Consider the following 20052-nt stretch of genomic DNA (forward strand, 5'->3'; position numbering starts at 1 on the left):
AAGCGCGCACGGGGTTGCGAGCTGCGCACGGTGCGGCCTGGAGGCGCGGTGCCGGTCGTGCGCCGTGCCTCCCGTCCGCACGGTGCCGGGTTCGCCGTCCGGTGCGGCGTTGCGCGCTGGGTGCGCGCTTGCAGCGGAGCACGGTGCGCGGAAGCGCGCACGGGGTTGCGAGGTGCGCACGGTGCGGCCTGGAGGCGCGGTGCCGGTCGTGCGCCGTGCCTCCCGTCCGCACGGTGCCGGGTTCGCCATCCGGTGCCGCGTTGCGCGCTGGGTGCGCGCTTGCAGCGGAGCACGGTGCGCGGAAGCGCGCACGGGGTTGCGAGGTGCGCACGGTGCGCTGACGCGCGCACACAAGCGCGCGCGTCAGCGGCGGGACGCGATCAGGTCGTCCTCGATCTCGGCGTCGGTCTTCGGCTTGGCGTCCTTGCGGCGCTGCCGCTCCTGGGCGCGCTCGCGTTCCTCCGGGTCGTCCTGGTTGAGGTTCCGGTACTCCTGCACCATCACGTACGCCAGGAACCCGAAGCCGCCGACCGCGAACAGGAACCACTGGATGAAGTAGCTCAGGTGCAGGCCGGTGTCGGCGGTGGGACGCTCCCAACCGAGCGGGCGCGCCTCGGTCGGGGCGGGGGACTCAGAGGCGAGCTCGCCGTACGCACCGGTCCAGATGGGGGTGTCGACCTTCTTCGCGACGTCCGCCAGTGTCACCGACTGCACCTGGTCGGTGTGCGCGGGGTCGGTGCGGCCGGGGATCCGGGGTTCGCTCTGCTGCAGCCGGACGATCGCCGTGACCTCGCCCGACGGGGGAGCGGGCACGTGGTCGGGGGCGTCCTGCGCGTTGCCGGTGGGGACCCAGCCGCGGTCGACGATGAACGCGCGGCCGTCGTCGGTGACCAGGGGGGTGAGGACCTCGAAGCCGGGCTGGCCGTTGTGCACGCGGTTGCGGACGAGCAGCTGCGCGTCGATGTCGTAGCGCCCCGTGACGGAGACCCGGAGCCACTCCTGCTCGTCCTGCCAGGTCGACGCCGTCGGCAGCGCCTGGTCGAGGGGAACCGGGGTGTGGTCGTAGTTCTGGGCGACTTGCTCGTTCTGGCGCACCGCTTCGTTGCGGCGGTCCCACTGCCACATGCCGAACAGGGCGCAGACGATCGCGAAGGCCACGGCGATCGCGAAGTACCCCAGCCAGCGGCGACTCCGGACGAAGTGCCAGCCGACGAAGGGCTCGTCCGGATCTTGGGTGCGGCGTTCATCGTCCGGCACGGAGCGACGGGCGTGGTCGGCGGCGCGCTGCAGCTTGGCTGCGTGCTTCCGGCCGTACCGGGAGTGCGGGTCGAAGTCGTCGGTCATCGACCGGAGCCGGCGGAGCGCACCCCGACGTCGTTCTTCGGCGACGCGGCCGGGTCGCGTTCGTCGTCGAGCCGGTCGACGTCCTCGTGCATGCCGGTGACGCGCACCGGGAAGGTGCGGGAGCGCAGGTAGTCGGCGAGGAAGTCGCGGTGCTCCTCGCACGCGGCCCAGATCTTCACGCGGTCGGCGGAGTGGATCCGGGGGTTGCGCCAGTTCACCCGCCACGCTGCCGTGTTGGAGCAGCCGGCTCGGGAGCAGACGGGGGTCGAGCCCGGTTCGGTGTGCAGGTCGAAGGTTGCGCCCATCAGCGGGGTCCCCACATCTTCGAGCGGTCGCCGTTGCGCTGCCACTCGTCCTGCGCGTGCTGGGCCTGCTGCCGGAGGCGGTCCTGCTCGTCGCGGTAGGCCTGGGCCCGGTCCTCTTCCTGCTGCTCGCGGAGGCCCGGGTCGACCGCGTCGTAGAGCTGCATCGCACCGGCGGGCGAGATCATGTCGCTCTCGGTCCGGCTGCCGGCGTTCGCGACGATGACGGCGACCCAGGGGATCACGGCGGCGAGGACGATCGGCACGACGGCGATCCAGGAGTGCCAGATGGAGTAGACCAGCACGGCCACGACGAAGAGGACGACGCGGATGGCCATCTGCCACACGTAGCGGGACAGGCGGTGCGCCCGGTCCAGCTCCGGCGAATCCGGGAGCGTGGTGATGCTGGTGTGCGTGCTCTTCATACAGATGGTCTCCGTCTACCCGTGGTCCAGCCTAAGCCTCCGGGGCCGATCGTGGGTGCGCCGCGCGCGAACGGGCTGCGGTGCTGGCTCCGCTACGCTCGTCCGGGCGTGTCCGCCGACCCGTCGGCACGACACGACCGCACACCACCACCGAACGGAGCGACCATGAGCACCCCCCGTACCGTCCTGATCACCGGCGGCAACCGCGGCATCGGCCACGCCCTCGCCGAGCGTTTCGTCGCCGCCGGGCACCGCGTCGCGGTCACGTCGCGCAGCGGACAGGGCGGACCCGAAGGGGCCCTCACCGTGCAGGCCGACATCACCGACACGGCCTCGGTGGACGCCGCCTTCACGCAGGTCGAAGCCGAGCTCGGACCGATCGAGGTGCTCGTGGCCAACGCCGGCATCACGAACGACCAGCTGCTGCTCCGTATGTCCGAGGACGACTTCACGAGCGTCGTCGACACCAACCTGACCGGCACGTTCCGGGTCGTGAAGCGCGCCACCAAGGGCATGATGAAGGCCAAGTTCGGGCGCATCGTGCTCATGTCGAGCGTCGTCGGCGCCTACGGCCAGATCGGCCAGGTCAACTACGCGTCGTCGAAGGCCGCCCTCGTCGGCATGGCCCGGTCGATCACCCGAGAGCTCGGCTCGCGCGGCATCACCGCCAACGTCGTCGCGCCCGGGTTCATCCAGACCGACATGACGGCCGCGCTGTCCGACGAGCTGCAGGCCGAGTTCAAGAAGGCGATCCCGGCGGCCCGGTACGGCACGGTCGACGACGTCGCCGACGCCACGCTGTTCCTGGCGAGCGACGGGGCCGGCTACGTCTCCGGCGCGATCATCCCGGTCGACGGCGGCCTCGGCATGGGCCACTAGCCAGCCCGCCCGGCGGGCCCGCTCGGCCTGCCTGGCCCGAGTCTCGGCCTGAGCGACACTGCTCGGGCCGCGCGGGCCGAGGAGTGTCGCCCTGCGCGAGACTCGGCTGCGAGGATCGGCGGAGCGTCAGCCGCGCAGGCCGAGCGTCGCGAGCACGGCGGACAGGTCGCGGTCCACCACGGCGACGTCCGCCTGCTCCCGCACGCGCGGCTTCGCGTCGAACGCCACCGACAGGGCGGCGACGCGCATCATCTCGAGGTCGTTCGCCCCGTCGCCGATCGCGACGGTGCGCACCGCGTCCACGCCGTCGGCCTCGGCCCACTCCCGCAGGGCGACGGCTTTGGCGTGCGCGTCCACGACGTCGCCGAGCACACGGCCGGTCAGCACGCCGTCGGCCAGCTCGAGTCGGTTCGCCCGGCAGTGGTCGAGACCGAGCTGCTCGGCGAACGGGTCGAGGACCTCGTGGAACCCGCCGGACACGACACCGACGGTCCCACCGGCGGCGTGCACGCCGCGGACCAGTTGGTCGGCACCCCGCGTCACGCGGACCGCCTGCTGTGCGCGTCGGAAGACGTCGACCGGGAGGCCCGCCAGGGTCGCGACACGCTCCCGGAGGCTCTCGGCGAAGTCGATCTCCCCGCGCATGGCGCGCTCCGTGATCGCCGCGACCTGTGGCCGGGTCCCGGCGGTGTCCGCGAGGAGTTCGATCACCTCGTCCTCGAGAAGGGTGGAATCGGCATCGAGGACGACGAGGAAGCGGGGCACGGACCAACGGTACCGACAGACGGAGGCACGGCTCGCGTCCGTGACGCGAGCCGTGCCTCCTGTCCGTCCGTTCGTCGGTGTCGACGTGACCGGCCGATGCTACGCGTCGACGCGGACGCCCTTGCCGACCCATGGGCGGAGCCCGGACTCGTTGACGGATCAGGCGTCGACGCGGACGCCCTTGCCGACCCATGGGCGGAGCCCGGACTCGTTGACGGATCAGGCGTCGACGCGGACGCCCTTGCCGACCACGGTGATGCCGGACTCGGTCACGGTGAAGCCGCGGGCCTCGTCGGCCTCACGGTCGATGCCGACCTGCGCACCCGGCGCGATGACGACGTCCTTGTCCAGGATCGCCCGGTTCACGACCGAACCGGCGCCGATCGTCGCCCGCTCGAAGACGATGGAGTCGAGGACCTTCGCGCCGGAGTCGATCCCGCACCACGGGCCGATCATGCTGCGTTCGACCTGTGCGCCGGACACCAGGCAGCCGAGCGACACGAGCGAGTCGACCGTCGAGCCGGTGTTGCCGTTGGCGTCCCGCACGAACTTCGCCGGCGGCAGGTTCGTCTGCTGGTTGAAGATCGGCCAGTCCTGGTTGTACAGGTTGAAAACCGGCACCGGGGCGATGAGGTCCATGTGCGCGTCGAAGAACGAGTCGATCGTCCCCACGTCGCGCCAGTAGTACTTGTCGCGGTCGGTGGACCCGGGGACCTCGTTGCGCTGCAGGTCGTAGACACCGGCGTCGCCGCGGTCCACGAAGTCGGGGACGATGTCGCCGCCCATGTCGTGCGCGGACGACTCGACCTGGCCGTCGCGGAGCACCGCGTCGACGAGGGCGTCCGCGTTGAACACGTAGTTGCCCATCGAGGCCAGGACCTCGCCGGGGGAGTCGGCGAGCCCGACCGGGTTCTTCGGCTTCTCGAGGAAGGCATCGATCTTCGTCGGGTCGTCGGCGTCCACCTGGATGACGCCGAACTGGTCGGCGAGCTCGATGGGCTGACGGATCGCCGCGACGGTGGCGCTGCGACCCGAGGCGATGTGCGCCTCGACCATCTGGTGGAAGTCCATCCGGTACACGTGGTCAGCGCCGACCACGACGACGATGTCGGGACGCTCGTCGCGGAGCAGGTTGAGCGACTGCAGGATCGCGTCGGCCGAACCGGCGAACCAGCGCTTGCCGAGTCGCTGCTGCGCGGGGACCGACGCCACGTAGGACCCGAGCAGGCCCTCCATGCGCCAGGTCTCGGCGACGTGCCGGTCGAGACTGTGCGACTTGTACTGGGTGAGGACGACGATCTTCTGCAGACCGGAGTTCACCAGGTTCGACAGCGCGAAGTCGATGAGACGGAAGTTTCCGCCGAACGGGACTGCGGGCTTCGCCCGGTCGGCCGTGAGCGGCATGAGCCGTTTCCCCTCGCCGCCAGCGAGCACGATGCCGAAGACCTTCTTTGGTGCCATGCCGCTCACAGTAGGCGTCAGCACTGGGAACCGGTTACCTTGAACCCGTGCGAGTCGATCTACTGACCAGGGAGTATCCGCCGGAGGTCTACGGCGGAGCGGGTGTCCACGTGGCCGAACTGACTGCTGCGTTGCGGTCGGGGACCGACACCGACGTCCGGGTCCGGGCCTTCGGGGCCTTCCGCGACGAAGCCGACGTCTGGGGGTACCGCACCCCGGCTGGCCTCGAGCAGGCGAACGGCGCACTGCAGGCGCTCGGCACCGACGTGGCCATCGCCGCCGACGTCGAGGGCGCCGACCTCGTGCACTCGCACACCTGGTACGCGAACTCGGCGGGCCGGATCGCGCAGTTGACCTACGGGATCCCGCACGTCGTCACGGCGCACAGCCTCGAGCCGCTGCGCCCGTGGAAGGCCGAGCAGCTCGGCAGCGGCTACCGCCTGTCGAGCTGGATGGAACGCGAGGCGTTCGAGAACGCCGACGGCGTCATCGCGGTGTCGAAGGCCATGCGCGCCGACATCCTGCGCTCGTACCCGTCGATCGACCCGGCGAAGGTGCACGTCGTCTACAACGGCATCGACATCGACGCCTGGAAGCCGCAGGTCGACGAGGACGCCGTCCGCGCCCTCGGCATCGACCCGTCGCGCCCCAGCGTCGTCTTCGTCGGTCGCATCACCCGGCAGAAGGGCCTGCCCTACCTGCTCCGCGCCGTGGCGTCGCTCCCCGAGGACGTCCAGATCGTGCTGTGCGCCGGTGCCCCGGACACCCCGGAGATCCTCGCCGAGGTCACCGGGCTGGTCGAGGGCCTGCGCGAGCAGCGCGAGGGCGTCGTCTGGATCGACCGGATGCTCGCGCACGAGGAGATCGTGAACGTGCTGTCCTCGGGCACGGTGTTCGTGTGCCCGTCGATCTACGAACCGCTCGGCATCGTGAACCTCGAGGCCATGGCGTGCGGCATCCCCGTCGTCGGTACCCGGACCGGGGGCATCCCCGAGGTCGTCGCGGACGGTTTCACGGGTCGCATCGTGCCGATCGACCAGGCGCAGGACGGCACGGGCACCCCGACCGACCCCGACAAGTACGTGGCGGACCTGGCCGCGACCCTCAACGAGGTGCTCGCCGACGAGGGTCTCGCGAAGCTCATGGGCCGCGCCGGACGCCTGCGCGTCGAGTCCGAGTTCACCTGGGACGCGATCGCCACCAGGACACGGCAGGTCTACGACGAGGTGCTCGGCCGGACCCCGTAGGCTGGTCGCATGCCCTCGGTCGTGCGCTTGTCAGACGTCTCCGTGGTCCGCAACGGGGCCACCATCCTCGACTCGATCTCGTGGGGGGTGCAGGACGACGAACGGTGGGTCGTGCTCGGCGCGAACGGCGCCGGCAAGACCACGCTGCTGCAGGTCGCCGGTGCCCAGACGTTCCCGACCTCGGGTGACGTCGAGGTGCTCGGCACCGAGCTGGGCGGCGCCGACCTGTTCGAGCTCCGCCCGCGCATCGGCTTCGCGTCGACCGCTCTGGCCCGTCGCATCCCGGTGACCGAGAAGGTCATCGACGTCGTGCTGACGGCCGCGTACTCGGTCACGGGGCGCTGGAACGAGGAGTACGAGGAGCTCGACGTCCGCCGTGCCCAGCGTGTGCTCGAGGAGTGGGGCCTGGGGTCGTTCACCGACCGCACCTTCGGCGAGCTGAGCGACGGCGAGCAGAAGCGCGTCCAGATCGCCCGTGCCGTCATGACCGACCCGGAGATCCTGTTCCTGGACGAGCCGGCCGCCTCGCTCGACCTCGGTGCTCGTGAGAGCCTCGTCCGCACCCTCGGCGGCTACGCCCAGAGCGCCGACTCGCCGGCCATCGTGATCGTCACCCACCACGTCGAGGAGATCCCCGCCGGGTTCACCCACGCGCTGGTGCTCGCCGACGGCCACGTGCAGGCCGCCGGACCCATCGACGAGGTCCTGACCGACCAGACCCTGACCGAGGCGTTCGGCATCGCGCTGTCCGTCACGAAGGACGCCGGTCGGTACACGGCGCGCGCGTCCTAGCGCTGCGATCGCGCCGTCCGTCTGGTAACGTTGACGGCTGGCGCAAGCCGATGACTTCCCGCGCATCTCGCGCAATCCCACCACCGCTACCGCTATCGAGGAAACTCCATGAAGACCGACACCCACCCCGAGTACCGCGCCATCGTCTTCCGTGACCTGGCCTCCGGTGAGACCTTCCTGACGCGTTCGACCGCGAACAGCGACAAGACGATCGAGCTCGACGGTGCCACCTACCCGGTGATCGACGTCGAGATCTCGTCCGCTTCGCACCCGTTCTACACGGGCAAGCAGCGCATCCTCGACTCGGCCGGTCGCGTCGAGAAGTTCAACCAGCGCTTCAAGGGCTTCTCCAAGTAAGCAGCCTCACAGCACGTCGGAACGGGCGGTCCTCCTTCGGGAGGACCGCCCGTTCTGCGTTGTACGGCCGGTCAGGCGCCGTTGCGGTGCGGCCAGCGACCGTCGGCGGTGAAGGACGGGTCGCGCTTCTTGCGCATGTACTCCTGGAACGAGGTCGCCTGCTCGGCGCACCACCCGACCTGCTTGCGGTGGAGCTCTTCTGCCGAGATGCCGAGCTCGTCCTGGTACTTGCCGGCGATGGCCTGGGCGACCCGACCGGCCGCGATGGCGTCGGCGCCGGCGTCGTGTGCGTCGGCGAGGGTGACGCCGTACAGCTCGGACGCCGCCTCGAGCGTGCGCTTGCCCTTGCGGAAGGTGTCGAGGGCCTTGTCGATCACGAGCGGGTCGACGACGTTGCCGATGACGGGGGAGGCGAACCCGTGCCGCTTCGCCTCGCGGTCGAGGACCGTCAGGTCGTACGGGGCGTTGTAGATCACCAGCGGGATGCCGCGGGCGAACACCGCCTCGATCGCGGCGATGATCTCGGCGACGACCTCGGCCGCGGGACGCCCCTCGGCCTGGGCGCGCTCGGTGGTGTAGCCGTGCACGGCCGCGGCGCCCTCGGGGATCGCGATGCCCGGGTCGGCGATCCACGCACCCTCTGCGATGGATGCACCCGTCATGTCGATGAGGCCGACGTGCGCCGTGACGATCCGCGCCGTCTCGACGTCGACACCGGTGGTCTCGAGGTCGAAGACGCCGAGGGCGTGCCACCAGGGGCGTCCGGAGAGGTCCTGCGCCGGGGCGGGCGTGTCGAGCTGTGCTGTCGGATCCAGCTGTGCTGTGGGGAACGTCACGCGGTCAGGCTAACGGGACGCACCGACACGATCGGTGCTACCCGACCGGCGCGCCGACGTGCAGCCAGTAGAACGACTGCGTCCCGAGGGTCAACGTCACGGTCCCGTCCTCGTCGAACGCGGGGAACGAACCGCCGCCGAACAGGTCGTAGAGCGGCCGACCGGCGAACTCGGGAGCCGACACCGTGACCGACGTCGGGTTCGTGGCGAACGAGAACACGCACAGCACGTCCTCCGCCGACGGCCCGAACTGCTGGCCGGAACCCTCCCACGAGCGCACGAACGCCAGCACCGACTCGTTCGAGGTCTCCTGCACGTGCAGGGTCCCGAGCCCGAACACCGGGTGGGCCTTCCGCACGTGGATGACGTTGCGCACCCAGTGCAGCAGGGAGCGGGACTGGGCGAGCTGCGCCTCGACGTTGACCTGCGCGTAGTTGTACACGAGCGACTGCACCACGGGCAGGTAGAGCTTGCCCGGGTCTGCCGTGGAGAACCCGGCGTTGCGGTCGGGGGTCCACTGCATCGGCGTACGGGACGAGTCGCGGTCGGGCAGCCAGATGTTGTCGCCCATCCCGATCTCGTCGCCGTAGTAGAGGAACGGCGAGCCCGGCAGCGAGAACAGCAGCGCGTGGATGAGTTCGAGTTCGGCACGCGAGTTGTCGAGCAGGGGAGCGAGCCGGCGCCGGATGCCGATGTTCGAGCGCATCCGGGGGTCGTAGCCGTACCAGCCGTACATGGCCTGCCGGTACTCCTCGCTCACCATCTCGAGCGTGAGCTCGTCGTGGTTGCGGAGGAACACGCCCCAGGCTGCCGCGGACGGCACGTCGAGCGTCTCCGACAGGATCGCCGACAGCTCCTTGGCGTGCTGCGCCCGGAGCGAGTAGAAGATGCGGGGCATCACCGGGAAGTCGAACGCCATGTGGCACTCGGGCTCCTCGTCGGTGCCGAAGAAGGCGGCGGTCTCGCGCGGCCACTGGTTCGCCTCGGCGAGCAGGACACGGCCGGGGTACTCGTCGTCCACCATCGCGCGCATCTTCTTGATGAACTCGTGGGTCTCCGGTTCGCCCTCGCCGTTGCCTTCTTCGGACTCGAACAGGTACGGGATCGCGTCGAGCCGCAGACCGTCGACACCGAGGTCGAGCCAGTGCCGCACGACGTCGTACACGGCCTCGACCACCGCGGGGTTCTCGAAGTTCAGGTCGGGCTGGTGCGAGAAGAACCGGTGGAAGAAGAACTGCCGGCGGACCGGGTCGAACGTCCAGTTCGACTCCTCGGTGTCGACGAAGATGACCCGGATGTTCGGGTACTCCTCGTCGGTGTCCCGCCAGACGTAGAAGTCACCGAAGGGGCCGTCGGGGTCCTCGCGGGACTGCTGGAACCACTCGTGCTGGTCGCTGGTGTGGTTGATCACCATGTCGATGACGATGCGCATGTTGCGCTCGTGCGACTTCGTGACGAGCTCGCGGAAGTCGTCGAGCGTGCCGAACTCCGGCAGGATCGCCTTGTAGTCGGCGATGTCGTACCCGCCGTCGCGCATCGGCGACTGGAAGAACGGCGGCAACCACAGGGCGTCGACGCCGAGCCACTGCAGGTAGTCGAGCTTGCCGATCACGCCCTGCAGGTCGCCGATCCCGTCGCCGTTCGAATCGACGAACGAGCGGATCATGCACTCGTAGAAGACCGAGCGCTTGTACCACTGCGGGTCGAGCGTCAGGCCGGGCAGCTGGATCGGGGCTGTGAAGGTCACCGTGCTCCTCGTCGTCATCGACGGGCCGGTCGACGGCCCGCCCCGGACACGATAGGCGCGCGATGCTGCGGGTGTCCGGGGTTTCGTGCGGTTGTCTTCGTAGACTGGCGCCGATGCAACCGCCCGTGCTCTCCCCGTACCAGTCGCTCATGGCCGCCACACCGGTGGTCCACCGGTCCGTGCAGGTCGACGGCCGCACCACGCACTACTGGGAGTACGGGCCGTCCGACGCGACGCAGACCGTCCTCGCGGTGCACGGGTTCCGCGGCGACCACCACGGCCTCGAGACGATCGCCGCGCACCTGCAGGACGTCCGCGTGATCGTGCCCGACCTGCCCGGCTTCGGCGTGTCCGACCCGTTGCCGGTGTCGGACATCGAGTCGTACGTCGGCTGGCTGCGCGCGTTCCACGAGGCGCTCGGGCTCGGCCGCGACGCCGTCGTCCTCGGCCACTCGTTCGGGTCGATCGTGGTGTCCGCCACCGTCGCCGCCGGGCTCGACACCCGGCTGCTCGTCCTCGTGAACCCGATCGCCGCCCCGGCGCTGCAGGGGCCCCGCGCGGTGGGCACCGGGATCGCGATCGGCTACTACAAGGCCGGCGCGGTGCTGCCGAAGCCGATCGGGCTCGGGATCCTGCGGAACGCCGCCATCGTGCGGGTGATGAGCATCGCGATGCTCAAGTCGCACGACCGCGGGATGCGCCGCTGGGTGCACGACCAGCACGACCGGTACTTCTCGGCCTTCGCGAACCGCACGAGCGTGCTCGAGGCGTTCCGGACCTCGGTCACCCACGACGTGTCCGAGTACGCGGACCGCATCGACGTGCCGGTGCTGATGATCGCCGCGGAGCACGACGACATCACGGCCGTCCCCGAGCAGCGCGCCCTGGCCGCCCGCCTGCGCGATGCCGAACTCGTGGTCATCCCCGGGGTCGGGCACCTGGTGCACTACGAGACACCGGCACCGGCCGCTGCGGCGGTGCTGCGCCGGATGGCGGACACGGCCGCGCGCCCTGGACGGGGCCGCGGCACCAAGGCAGGCCGACCGTCGGGGGCGGGACGGGCCTCCCGGTCGACCGCGACGACGACGACCGCGACGAAGACGACGGCGACGAAGGCGAGCGCGCCGAATTCGGACGACTCGACGGTGAGTGACGCGAAGGAGACCGACGCGTGACGCGCCTGCGGATCGGCATCGACTGCAGGTACGTGCGGATCGGTCGGCACGACGGCATCAGCCGCTTCACCGCCGGAGTGGCCTGGAACCTGCCCGACCGGCACGACGTCGTGCTGCTCGTCCACGACGAGCGCCAGCTCGAGTCCCTGCCGCGCGACCTGCCGTGGGAGCTGCTGCCGGCGCCCACCGACGCGGGGGAGCCGCTCGTCGCACGACGGGTGAACCGGCTCGGCCTCGACGCGGTGTTCTCGCCGATGCAGACGATGGGCTCACGGGGGCGCGACTACGCGCTCGTGCTCACCCTGCACGACCTGATCTACTACCGGAACCGGACGCCTCCGCGCGAGTTCTCGTGGCCGCTCCGGCTCGGGTGGCGCGCGTTCCACCTGTCGTGGGTGCCGCAGCGCGTCCTGCTGAACGGTGCCGACGGGGTGGTCACGGTGTCCGAGACCACCGCGGGGCTCATCGCCGAGCACCGGCTGACGAAGCGTCCGGTGACGGTGGCGTACAACGCTGCCGATCCGGCGACCCCGCGTGCGGCGGGTGCGCCGCGCGAGCGCTCGCTCGTCTACATGGGCTCGTTCATGCCGTACAAGAACGTCGAGACGCTGGCGGCCGCGCTGCCGCTCCTCGGAGCGGACTGGACCCTGCACTGCATGTCGCGGGTGTCCGACGCCGACCGCGCACGGATCGAGGGGCTCGCGCCGGCTGGCTCGATCATGTTCCACGACGGTGCGACCGACGAGGAGTACCTGTCGGTGCTCCGATCCGCCACGGCCCTGGCGACGGCGTCGTACGACGAGGGCTTCGGCATCCCGCTGGTCGAGGCGATGGGCGTCGGGACCCCGGTCGTCGTGAGCGACATCCCGATCTTCCGCGAGATCGGGGGCGATGCGGCCGAGTACTTCGACCCGGCGTCGCCGTCGGCGGTGGCGGCTGCGGTGCGGCGGGTCGAGGAGCGGTGGGACGAGGCCTCGGCGCAGTCGGTCGAGCGAGCCGCGCGGTTCCGGTGGCAGGACTCGGCGGAGCAGGTCGTGCGGGCGGTCGAGCGGGCCGTGGCCGACCGGCGCGGGCGGTAGCGGGGCGCAGGTGGGCGGGGGCAGGGCGGGGGCGGGGCGCGTCGGTCGATGCGATGCGACAACGTCGACGTCGTACGACATCGGATTGGTCGTTCTGCGTCGGACACGCGACCGGCCCACCGCTACTTCGCGGCGATCACCTCGACGCTCGCCCCGGGGAACACCTTGTGCGTCTCCTCCGTCACCCGCGCCACGATCGGCGGGACGGCGGCCCCACGCCCCGGGGTACGGACGACGATGGCCTGGTCGGCGGCGAGGTCCGACGGGATGCCACCGCGTACCCACGAGCAGCGGACGGCCGTGACCCCACCGATGTGGTCGAGCGTGTCCGCCAGCACCAAGCGCTTCGCGGTCACCGTCCGCGAGTCGGAGACGCCGACCTCGAGGGTGCCGAGGTCGGCGATCGCGGCGACCCGGACACCGTTGCCGCCAGCGGAGTCGGTCGCGCGGCTCAGGGTCTCGACGAGGTCGGTGCGCTCAGCCGCATCGAGCGACGGGTCGGCGGTGATCGTCGCGGTGGCGTCGTAGCTCGCGAAGCCGGTCTTTTCGGGCTCGTGGTGGCGGACCTCGGTGACGCCGGGCACGTCGGCGAGCCGGTCGTCGAGGCGGTCGAGTGCCAGGTCCGGCCGGGGGAACGCACCGCCGATGCCGGTCTGCACGCTGCCGATGATGGTGCCGAGCACGAGGGCGATCACGCCCGCGACGACGACGGTACCGCCGCCGATGACGAGCCAGGTGCGGGCCCGCTGTCCCATCGTGCGGGTCTGCACGCTGGCGGTCTCGGGGCCGAAGGCACGGTCGAGGTCGTCCTCCTGCCGGTCGGCGGCGTGCCAGCCACCCGGGTCGGTTCCGTCGGTCACCATGTCGCCCCCCTGGTTCGGGTGCGTCGGAGCCTAGTCGCAGGACCGCCGCCCCGTCCGCGGCCGGCGCGCGTCAGCCCCGGCGTTCCAGCGGGTTCTGGTAGTCGAACGCGTACCGCCCGGGCCCGTCCGAGACGTCGTCGATCGGGTCGTCGAACCGGACGAGCTCCGCGTGGAAGCGTTCGGGGTCCCAGCGGAACGAGTGGATCGAGCCGTTGCGGATCGGTGTGGCGTGCCGGTCGGCGGTGCCGGGCGCCGCCTCGTTGACCACACTCCGGATCACCGCGCCGTGGGTGGCGACGACCACGACCCCGCCGTCGAAGCGCACCGCGATCTCACCGAGCGTCTCAGTGATGCGGGCGAGCAGCGCGGACCGGGACTCGCGGCCCGGGATGTCGTCGTGCGGGTACTTCGCCGTGACCTCGGTGTCGGTGAGCCCCTCGGCTTCGCCGTAGGAGCGTTCGGCCAGCCCGGCGTACGTCACAGGCGCCGCGAGCCCGAGCCGGTCGGCGATGATCGCCCCGGTCTCGGCGGCGCGGGACAGCGGCGAGGCGACGACGGCGTCGAACTGCCGGCGGGCGAGGAGTTCGGCGGCCTCGGCGGCCTGTCGCCGTCCGGTGTCGTTGAGCGGGATGTCGGTGGAACCCTGGATGCGGCGCTGCGCGTTCCAGTCGGTCTCACCGTGCCGGACCAGGTACAGGAGCGTCGTCACCCGTCGATCATCCCAGACGCCGCGGGACCAGACGCCGCGGGACCAGACGCCGCGGGACCAGAGGCCTCGGGACCGGCCGCCTCGGGACCGGCCGCCGCGGGACCGGCCGCCGCGGGACCGGCTGCCGCGGGACCGGACCCCAGCCGCTCGGCCAGGTGCACCAGCGTCTCGGTCGTCCCGCCGTCGAGCTTCACGGCGGCACGGCGGTCGCTGCGGGTCGCACCGCGGTTCACGATGACCACCGGGTTCTTGCGGCGGGCAGCGTGGTCGACGAGCCGCACGCCGGAGTTCACCGTCAGGGACGACCCCACCACGAGCAGCGCCTCGGCGTCGGCGACGATCGACACCGCCTCGTGGAACTTCTCGGTGGGCACGAACTCGCCGAAGAAGACGACGTCGGGCTTGAGCATGCCGCCGCACACCGAGCAGTCCGGCACCACGAAGCGCTCGACGTCGGTGATCTCGACGTCGCCGTCGGGCTGCAGCTGCACCGAACCGGGCTCGTCGATCCACGGGTTGGCGCGGTCGATGGTCGTGGCGAGGTCGGCGCGGGAGAACACCTGCCCGCACGTCAAGCAGAGGGCGCGGTCCATCGACCCGTGGATCTCGACCACGCGGCGGGACCCGGCGCGCAGGTGCAGGCCGTCGACGTTCTGCGTGATGACGCCCGTGACGACACCGGCGTCCTCGAGGGCGGCGAGCGCCCGGTGCCCCTCGTTCGGTCGGGCGGCCGCGAAGCTCCGCCAGCCGAGGTGCGAGCCGGCCCAGTACCGCTGCCGTTTGGAGGCGTCGGCGCGGAACTCCTGGAAGGTCATCGGCTTGCGCACGACCCGCCCGGCGCCGCGGTAGTCGGGGATGCCGGAGTCGGTGCTCAGGCCGGCGCCGGAGAGCACGGCGACGCGCTTGCCGGCGAGCACCTCGAGCACGCGGTCGAGATCCGCGGCAGTCGGCAGACCGGTCGGCTGACCGGCCGTCGCCCCGGTGGGCGGTCCGGTCGTCGACCCAGCATCATCCAGCACCCTGTTCACGGTACCCTCAACAGCCGACCGTCCCGGTCGCTTCCCGGCCGGCACGCCAGCCGCGACACCGGCCGGCACGCCAGCCGCGACACCGGCCGGCACGCCAGCCGCGACACCGGCCGGCACGCCAGCCGCGACACCGGCCGGCACGCAAGCCACGACACCGACCGGCGCCCACCTGCACCACACCGAAACGAGCCCCGTGCACCCCGTCCGCATCGACTCACTCGACGACCCCCGCCTCGACGACTTCGCCCGTCTGACCGACGTGGCGCTCCGCCGGGTGAGCGAACCGGAGGGTGGCCTGTACATCGCCGAGTCGAACACGGTCATCGAACGCGCGGTCCGTGCCGGGCACACCCCGCGGAGCATCCTGGTGCAGGAGAAGTGGCTCGACAGCGTGCTGCCCCTGGTCGCGGACCACGACGGACCGGTGTTCGTCGGCCCGGACGCCCTGCTCGAGGAGCTCACCGGCTTCCGCATGCACCGTGGCGCGATCGCCGCCGTGCAGCGCCCCGAGCTGCCGACCGTCGCCGACGTGGTGCGGGACGCGAAGCTCGTCGTCGTGCTCGAGGACATCGTCGACCACACGAACGTCGGTGCCGTCTTCCGCAGCGTCGCCGGCCTGGGCGCGGACGCGGTCCTCGTCAGCCCGCGCTGCGCCGACCCGCTGTACCGCCGGAGCGTCCGGGTGAGCATGGGCACGGTCCTGCAGATCCCGTGGACCCGCATCGGCGAGTGGCCGGCTGCGGGCGAGGAACTGCGCGCGCAGGGCTTCCACCTCGCCGCGATGGCGCTCACCGACGAGTCGGTCGACCTCGCCGATTTCGCCCGGGACGTGCCCGGCAAGGTCGCGCTCGTCATGGGCACCGAGGGGCAGGGGCTGACGCCCGCCGCGATCGCGTCTGCCGACACCACGGTGCGGATCCCGATGGCGCACGGTGTCGACTCGCTGAACATCGCCGCGGCGAGCGCCGTCGGACTGTGGGCGGTCACCCAGGCCCAGCGGCTCACCTCCTAGCCACGCCACGGGCGGACCGGGAGGCCCGACTCGCCTCAGCCCTGCAGCATCCGTCCGGCGCGGATCACCAGGGCACGGTCGGTGCCCGGTTCGCCGACCAGGCACACGCCGACGGGGGCTCCGTCCACGGTGAGCGCCGGGGCGCTGACCGCCGGGACGCCGCCGACGCTCGCGAGGCTCGTCATCGCCGTCGTCGCGGTCCGGGTGCGTTCGAGTGCCGCGCCGTCGGCGGCGATGAGCGGTGCCGGTCCGGGGACCGTCGGGAACAGCAGGGCCCGGCCGGCGAGTGCCGTGCGGATCGTCGCGCGGACGTGGTCGAGTCGTGCGACGGCGTCGGCGGTGGCTGCGGGGTCGTTCGCCCGGGCGGCGGCGAACCGGTCGCCGACGACGGTGCTCAGGGCGCCGTGGTGGGCGTCGATCCAGGCACCGTGGGCGGCGACGGCCTCGGCGGCCTGCGCGAGGCGCAGCAGTTCGCGCAGGTCGTCGAGGGGCGGGATCCCGAGGTCGGCGAGCCGCACGGTGCCGATCGGGTGGCCCTGTCCGGCGACGAACGCGGTGAAGGCCCGGGCGACGGCCGGCTCGACGAGGTCCAGGAGCTCGGCGGGCACGAGGAGCTCCGGCTCCGCAGGAGCGTCCGGATCCGACGGCACCGTGGCGTCGAGCGCCGCGAGCAGGACGTCGGCGCTCCGGGTGAGCCACCCCACCGTGTCGAACGACGGCGCGAGGGGGAGCAGCCCGTCGCGGGAGACCGCGCCGTGGGTCGTCCGGAGGCCCCAGAGTCCCTGGTACGAGGCGGGGACCCGCACCGATCCCGCGGTGTCCGTGCCGATCCCGATCTCGGCCGTGCCGAGACGGACGGCCGATGCGGATCCGCTGGACGAGCCTCCTGGCAGTCGGGTCGGAACCGCCCCGTTGGGCGGGGTGCCGTGGTGTTCGTTGCGTCCCGTCAGGTTGTAGGCGAACTCGTCGGTGCGCGCGATGCCGCGGATCGCGGCGCCGGCGTCGAGGAGCGCCGCGACGGCCGCTGCCGGCGTCGTCTGGACGGGGGACTCACGGAGGTAGGTCGGGTTGCCGGCGCCGACGGGCTGGCCGGGGACGGCGTAGAGGTCCTTCACCGCGACGGTGAGCCCGTCGAGCGGTCCGGACGCGGTGGGGGCGACGAGCGGGTCGCCGACTGCGCGCCAGACGGTGGTGTCGAAGGCCTTCGGGCGGCCGGTGACGTGGGCTGCCTCGATGCGCCAGCGCGGCGCCGCGGTGCCGTCGTGGTCGCTGTCGCTGTCGCTGTCGCGTCGCCACAGCTGCGTCTGGAGGCCCTGCCCGCCCGCCGCGAACTCGGACACCGACACGACGAGGGCGAGTCCCTCGCCCAGGGGGCGGACCTCGACGCGCGTCAGCGACCGGGCCTGGACCCCACCCCGTGCGCCGCGGAACGCGCTGATCGCGTCGTGCCCGACGAGCAGGCCGCGGTCGTCACCGCGCATCGTGCCGGGGGCGTCGACGAACGCGGCGTCGAGCGCGTCGAGGTCGTTCGCGGCGAGGGCGGCCTCGTACGCGTCGAGCGCGTCGAGCAAGCCCTCCGGTGCTGCAGTGCTCGTCTCGTACGTGCTCATCGTGCGGGCTCCTCGAAGTCGGCCTTGCGGATGCGCGCGTGCGCGCCGGTGACCAGGTCGACCACCTGCGAGATGTTGAAGTCCGTCGCCGCCGACAGGTAGGCGTACGCCAGGTGCGGCTCCATGCCCCAGCGGGCGCCGAGGATCGCGACGGCGTGCCGGATGCAGGCGCGGACGGCCTCGTCGAGGTCCGGGTCCATGCCGGTCGGCACGAGGAACTCGTGGGTCTCGACGAGCGGCCAGACCAGGTCGCCGAACTGCTGCGCGGCCTCGGCGGCGGGTGTCACGTCGAACCGGACGGTCGCGCGGAGCGACGCCTCCATCGCGGTGAGCGCGACCTCGCCGTCCCCCTGGGCGAAGTGCGGGTCACCGACGTACGCGAGCGCGCCGGGGACCAGGACCGGCAGGTGCAGCTGCGCGCCGACCTGCAGCAGGTTGACGTCGACGTTGCCGCCGTGGCGGCCCGGCGGCACCGAGTGCAGCCGGTCGCCGGGGGTGGCGACACCCATGATCCCGAGGAAGGGGGCGAGCGGGAAGTGCGCGAAGCGGTCGCGGGCGCCGGTCAGGGGGATGCGGCCCCGCTGACCCGCGGCCGTCTCGACGACGTCGGCGAAGACGCTGACCGTGGTGCCGTCGACCGGGTACTCGCCGTGCAGGGCACCGCGGCCGTGCCGGTTCGAGACGACGCCGTAGTGGACCCGCGGCAGCGTCTCGAGCACCGTCATGGTCAGGACGTCGCCGGGCTCGGCGCCCGCGATCGCGATCGGACCGGAGACCACGTGCGGGCCGTCGGCGGCAGGGTCCCGGTGGCCGCTCCTGGCGATCGCGACGGCGTCGTCCAGCACGTGCTCCGCGGCCACGCCGTGCGACGCGAAGTACGCACGGGGGTCGCTGCCCTGGTCGGGCAGGATCCCCTCGTGGCTGACGGTGTCGATCGTGACGTCCTCGCCGGACGCGATCGTGATGACCGGGCGGTCGTCGGCGTTCGGCAGCCGACCCCACAGGACCGTCTCCGGGTCGACGGGGAGGTAGTGGCCGGACCGGATCGGGCCGGCGCCGGGCTGCAGGGTCGGGATCGCGGGGGTGCTCACGGAGCCACTTTTGCACACGCGACACCGCGGCCCGCTCGCAGCCACGCGGGACTCGTCACCGGTACGCTCGGTTCCCGTGTCACGAGTCGTCCGTCGCCCCCGCTCCGCCGTCCGGAGGCCCGTGACGATCTCCGTCGTCGCGGTGCTGGTGCTCGTCGCGGGGTACCTCGTGGCCGCCGCCGTCGTGCCGTTCGGTCCGGCGAGCGCCGCGACCACCACGTACTCGGCTCCGACGTCGAGCGTGCCGGCGCTGAGCTTCCCGGGCTACGGCGCCACCGCGGTCGAGGCCACCGACTTCCCGGAGAGCCTGCGCACCAGCGGTGACACGAAGCCCCGGGCGATCGCGAGCATCACCAAGATCGTGACGGCCCTGGTGGTGCTCGACCACAAGCCGCTGCGCGTCGGGGAGTCCGGACCGTCGGTCGCGTTCAACGCCGAGATGCAGGGGCTGTACGCGAAGTACCTCGCGGTGAACGGCGAGGTCGCGCCGATGCCGTCCGGCCTGAAGCTCTCCGAGTACCAGACCATGCAGGTCATGCTGATGAAGTCGGCGAACAACTACGCCGGCTCGTTGGCGCTGTGGGCCTTCGGGTCGATGGATGCCTACCAGAAGGCTGCCGCGATCTGGCTCGACGAGCACCACCTCGACGACACGACCATCCACGAGCCGACGGGACTCGACTCCCGCAACCGGTCGACGGCGACGGACCTCGTCGACCTCGGGCAGCTGGCCCTGGCGAACCCCGTCGTCAAGGAGATCGTCGGCACCGAGCACGTCACGGTGCCGGGAGCGGGCGAGATCACGAACTCGAACAAGATGCTCGGCATGGACGGCATCGAGGGCATCAAGACCGGCACCCTCGACGAGGCCGGCGCCTGCCTGCTGTTCGCCGCGACCTACGAGCGCGGCGGCCGCGACGTCACCGTCATCGGCGTGATGCTCGGCGGCGTCGACCACGACTCGCTCGACGTCGACGTCCAGCGATTGCTGCGCTCGGTGGCCGACAACTTCCAGGTCGTCACCCTGACCCATGCCGGCCAGACCTTCGGCACGTTCTCCACCCCCTGGCAGGACGAGGCCGACGCCGTCAGCGCGAAGGCGGCCGAGGTCCTGGTCTGGGGGAAGACGAAGGTCCGGGCGAAGGCGCACCTCGACGAGGTCACCCTCGGGACGAAGGGCGAGCGGGTCGGGAAGGTCCGCTTCACGGTGACGGACCACGACCCGGTGACGGTGCCGCTCGTGCTGGAGCGGACGATCGACGACCCCGGCGTCTGGTGGCGCTGGACGAACCCGTTCCGGGGCTGACGGTGCGGGAGCACTGACGCGCAC

General features: G+C 71.7%; 20 protein-coding genes. 8 read left to right on the top strand and 12 right to left on the bottom strand.

All coding sequences use genetic code 11. From position 1 onward, the window contains the following. Positions 1 to 363 precede the first annotated feature (363 nt). The 3 genes from EDF42_RS06055 to EDF42_RS06065 are packed head-to-tail and all read right to left on the bottom strand — an operon-like array spanning position 364 to position 2071. Positions 364 to 1344, bottom strand: a complete 981-nt coding sequence (locus tag EDF42_RS06055; RefSeq protein WP_123671739.1) for an SURF1 family protein — start codon at positions 1342 to 1344, stop codon at positions 364 to 366. Then, entirely contained in the window at positions 1341 to 1649 is a 309-nt protein-coding gene (locus EDF42_RS06060; RefSeq protein WP_395865210.1) for a hypothetical protein, read from the bottom strand. The genes EDF42_RS06055 and EDF42_RS06060 overlap by 4 nt, the downstream gene beginning before the upstream one ends. Then, positions 1649 to 2071, bottom strand: coding sequence for a DUF3099 domain-containing protein (locus tag EDF42_RS06065; protein ID WP_123294380.1), 423 nt, complete (start codon positions 2069 to 2071; stop codon positions 1649 to 1651). The genes EDF42_RS06060 and EDF42_RS06065 overlap by 1 nt, the downstream gene beginning before the upstream one ends. Positions 2072 to 2236: 165 nt before the next feature. Between EDF42_RS06065 and fabG the strand changes: the two genes are divergently transcribed. Beyond that, positions 2237 to 2950 carry a 3-oxoacyl-ACP reductase FabG gene (gene fabG / locus EDF42_RS06070; protein ID WP_027465673.1) on the top strand — a complete coding sequence of 238 codons (714 nt, stop codon included), beginning with the start codon at positions 2237 to 2239 and terminating at the stop codon, positions 2948 to 2950. 126 nt (positions 2951 to 3076) lie between these two features. On the opposite strand, the gene serB is transcribed toward fabG, so the two are convergent. After that, a complete protein-coding gene (serB, locus tag EDF42_RS06075; protein ID WP_123671740.1) occupies positions 3077 to 3715 on the bottom strand; it encodes a phosphoserine phosphatase SerB in 639 nt (212 codons plus the stop codon). A gap of 219 nt (positions 3716 to 3934) precedes the next feature. Then, positions 3935 to 5176 (bottom strand): glucose-1-phosphate adenylyltransferase, encoded by a 1242-nt coding sequence (gene glgC, locus EDF42_RS06080; protein WP_123294454.1) that lies wholly within the window; start codon positions 5174 to 5176, stop codon positions 3935 to 3937. 47 nt (positions 5177 to 5223) lie between these two features. On the opposite strand from glgC, the gene glgA reads away from it, so the two are divergent. From glgA to EDF42_RS06095, 3 genes are all read left to right on the top strand, one after another. Further along, positions 5224 to 6423 carry a glycogen synthase gene (gene glgA, locus EDF42_RS06085; protein ID WP_123671741.1) on the top strand — a complete coding sequence of 400 codons (1200 nt, stop codon included), beginning with the start codon at positions 5224 to 5226 and terminating at the stop codon, positions 6421 to 6423. A 9-nt stretch (positions 6424 to 6432) separates the two neighbouring features. Next, complete coding sequence (locus tag EDF42_RS06090; RefSeq protein WP_111083979.1) at positions 6433 to 7215, top strand: ABC transporter ATP-binding protein; 783 nt, start codon at positions 6433 to 6435, stop codon at positions 7213 to 7215. 108 nt (positions 7216 to 7323) lie between these two features. Continuing rightward, entirely contained in the window at positions 7324 to 7572 is a 249-nt protein-coding gene (locus tag EDF42_RS06095) for a type B 50S ribosomal protein L31 (RefSeq protein WP_017887280.1), read from the top strand. Positions 7573 to 7643: 71 nt separating this feature from the next. On the opposite strand, the gene EDF42_RS06100 is transcribed toward EDF42_RS06095, so the two are convergent. After that, complete coding sequence (locus EDF42_RS06100; protein ID WP_123671871.1) at positions 7644 to 8387, bottom strand: 3'-5' exonuclease; 744 nt, start codon at positions 8385 to 8387, stop codon at positions 7644 to 7646. 58 nt (positions 8388 to 8445) lie between these two features. Beyond that, complete coding sequence (gene treS, locus EDF42_RS06105) at positions 8446 to 10155, bottom strand: maltose alpha-D-glucosyltransferase (RefSeq protein ID WP_111084171.1); 1710 nt, start codon at positions 10153 to 10155, stop codon at positions 8446 to 8448. 113 nt (positions 10156 to 10268) lie between these two features. Here treS and EDF42_RS06110 point away from each other — a divergent pair, with 113 nt between their 5' ends. Both EDF42_RS06110 and EDF42_RS06115 read left to right on the top strand, forming a co-directional pair. Further along, a complete protein-coding gene (locus EDF42_RS06110) occupies positions 10269 to 11330 on the top strand; it encodes an alpha/beta fold hydrolase (protein WP_123671742.1) in 1062 nt (353 codons plus the stop codon). A gap of 5 nt (positions 11331 to 11335) precedes the next feature. Next, positions 11336 to 12409, top strand: a complete 1074-nt coding sequence (locus EDF42_RS06115) for a glycosyltransferase family 1 protein (RefSeq protein WP_123671872.1) — start codon at positions 11336 to 11338, stop codon at positions 12407 to 12409. Positions 12410 to 12531: 122 nt separating this feature from the next. Here EDF42_RS06115 and EDF42_RS06120 read toward each other — a convergent pair whose 3' ends face one another. From EDF42_RS06120 to EDF42_RS06130, 3 genes are all read right to left on the bottom strand, one after another. Then, positions 12532 to 13272 carry a hypothetical protein gene (locus tag EDF42_RS06120; RefSeq protein ID WP_123671743.1) on the bottom strand — a complete coding sequence of 247 codons (741 nt, stop codon included), beginning with the start codon at positions 13270 to 13272 and terminating at the stop codon, positions 12532 to 12534. Positions 13273 to 13342: 70 nt separating this feature from the next. Next, positions 13343 to 13981, bottom strand: a complete 639-nt coding sequence (locus EDF42_RS06125; RefSeq protein ID WP_123339668.1) for a histidine phosphatase family protein — start codon at positions 13979 to 13981, stop codon at positions 13343 to 13345. After that, positions 13978 to 14934: a Sir2 family NAD-dependent protein deacetylase gene (locus tag EDF42_RS06130; protein WP_260235208.1), complete on the bottom strand. Its 957-nt coding sequence runs from the start codon at positions 14932 to 14934 to the stop codon at positions 13978 to 13980. The genes EDF42_RS06125 and EDF42_RS06130 overlap by 4 nt, the downstream gene beginning before the upstream one ends. A 268-nt stretch (positions 14935 to 15202) precedes the next feature. On the opposite strand from EDF42_RS06130, the gene EDF42_RS06135 reads away from it, so the two are divergent. Next, positions 15203 to 16021 (top strand): RNA methyltransferase, encoded by an 819-nt coding sequence (locus EDF42_RS06135; protein WP_123671745.1) that lies wholly within the window; start codon positions 15203 to 15205, stop codon positions 16019 to 16021. A 35-nt stretch (positions 16022 to 16056) separates the two neighbouring features. On the opposite strand, the gene EDF42_RS06140 is transcribed toward EDF42_RS06135, so the two are convergent. Continuing rightward, complete coding sequence (locus tag EDF42_RS06140; protein WP_123671746.1) at positions 16057 to 17631, bottom strand: AtzH-like domain-containing protein; 1575 nt, start codon at positions 17629 to 17631, stop codon at positions 16057 to 16059. Further along, the gene (locus EDF42_RS06145) at positions 17628 to 18722 is read right to left on the bottom strand and encodes an acetamidase/formamidase family protein (RefSeq protein WP_123671747.1); all 1095 of its coding nucleotides are present in this window, start codon (positions 18720 to 18722) and stop codon (positions 17628 to 17630) included. Before EDF42_RS06145 ends, EDF42_RS06140 begins: the two co-directional genes overlap by 4 nt. Positions 18723 to 18798: 76 nt before the next feature. On the opposite strand from EDF42_RS06145, the gene EDF42_RS06150 reads away from it, so the two are divergent. Continuing rightward, a complete protein-coding gene (locus EDF42_RS06150) occupies positions 18799 to 20028 on the top strand; it encodes a D-alanyl-D-alanine carboxypeptidase family protein (protein WP_148067629.1) in 1230 nt (409 codons plus the stop codon). Positions 20029 to 20052 lie beyond the last annotated feature (24 nt).

It is taken from the genome of Curtobacterium sp. PhB172 (assembly GCF_003752545.1).
Classification (GTDB): Bacteria; Actinomycetota; Actinomycetes; order Actinomycetales; family Microbacteriaceae; genus Curtobacterium.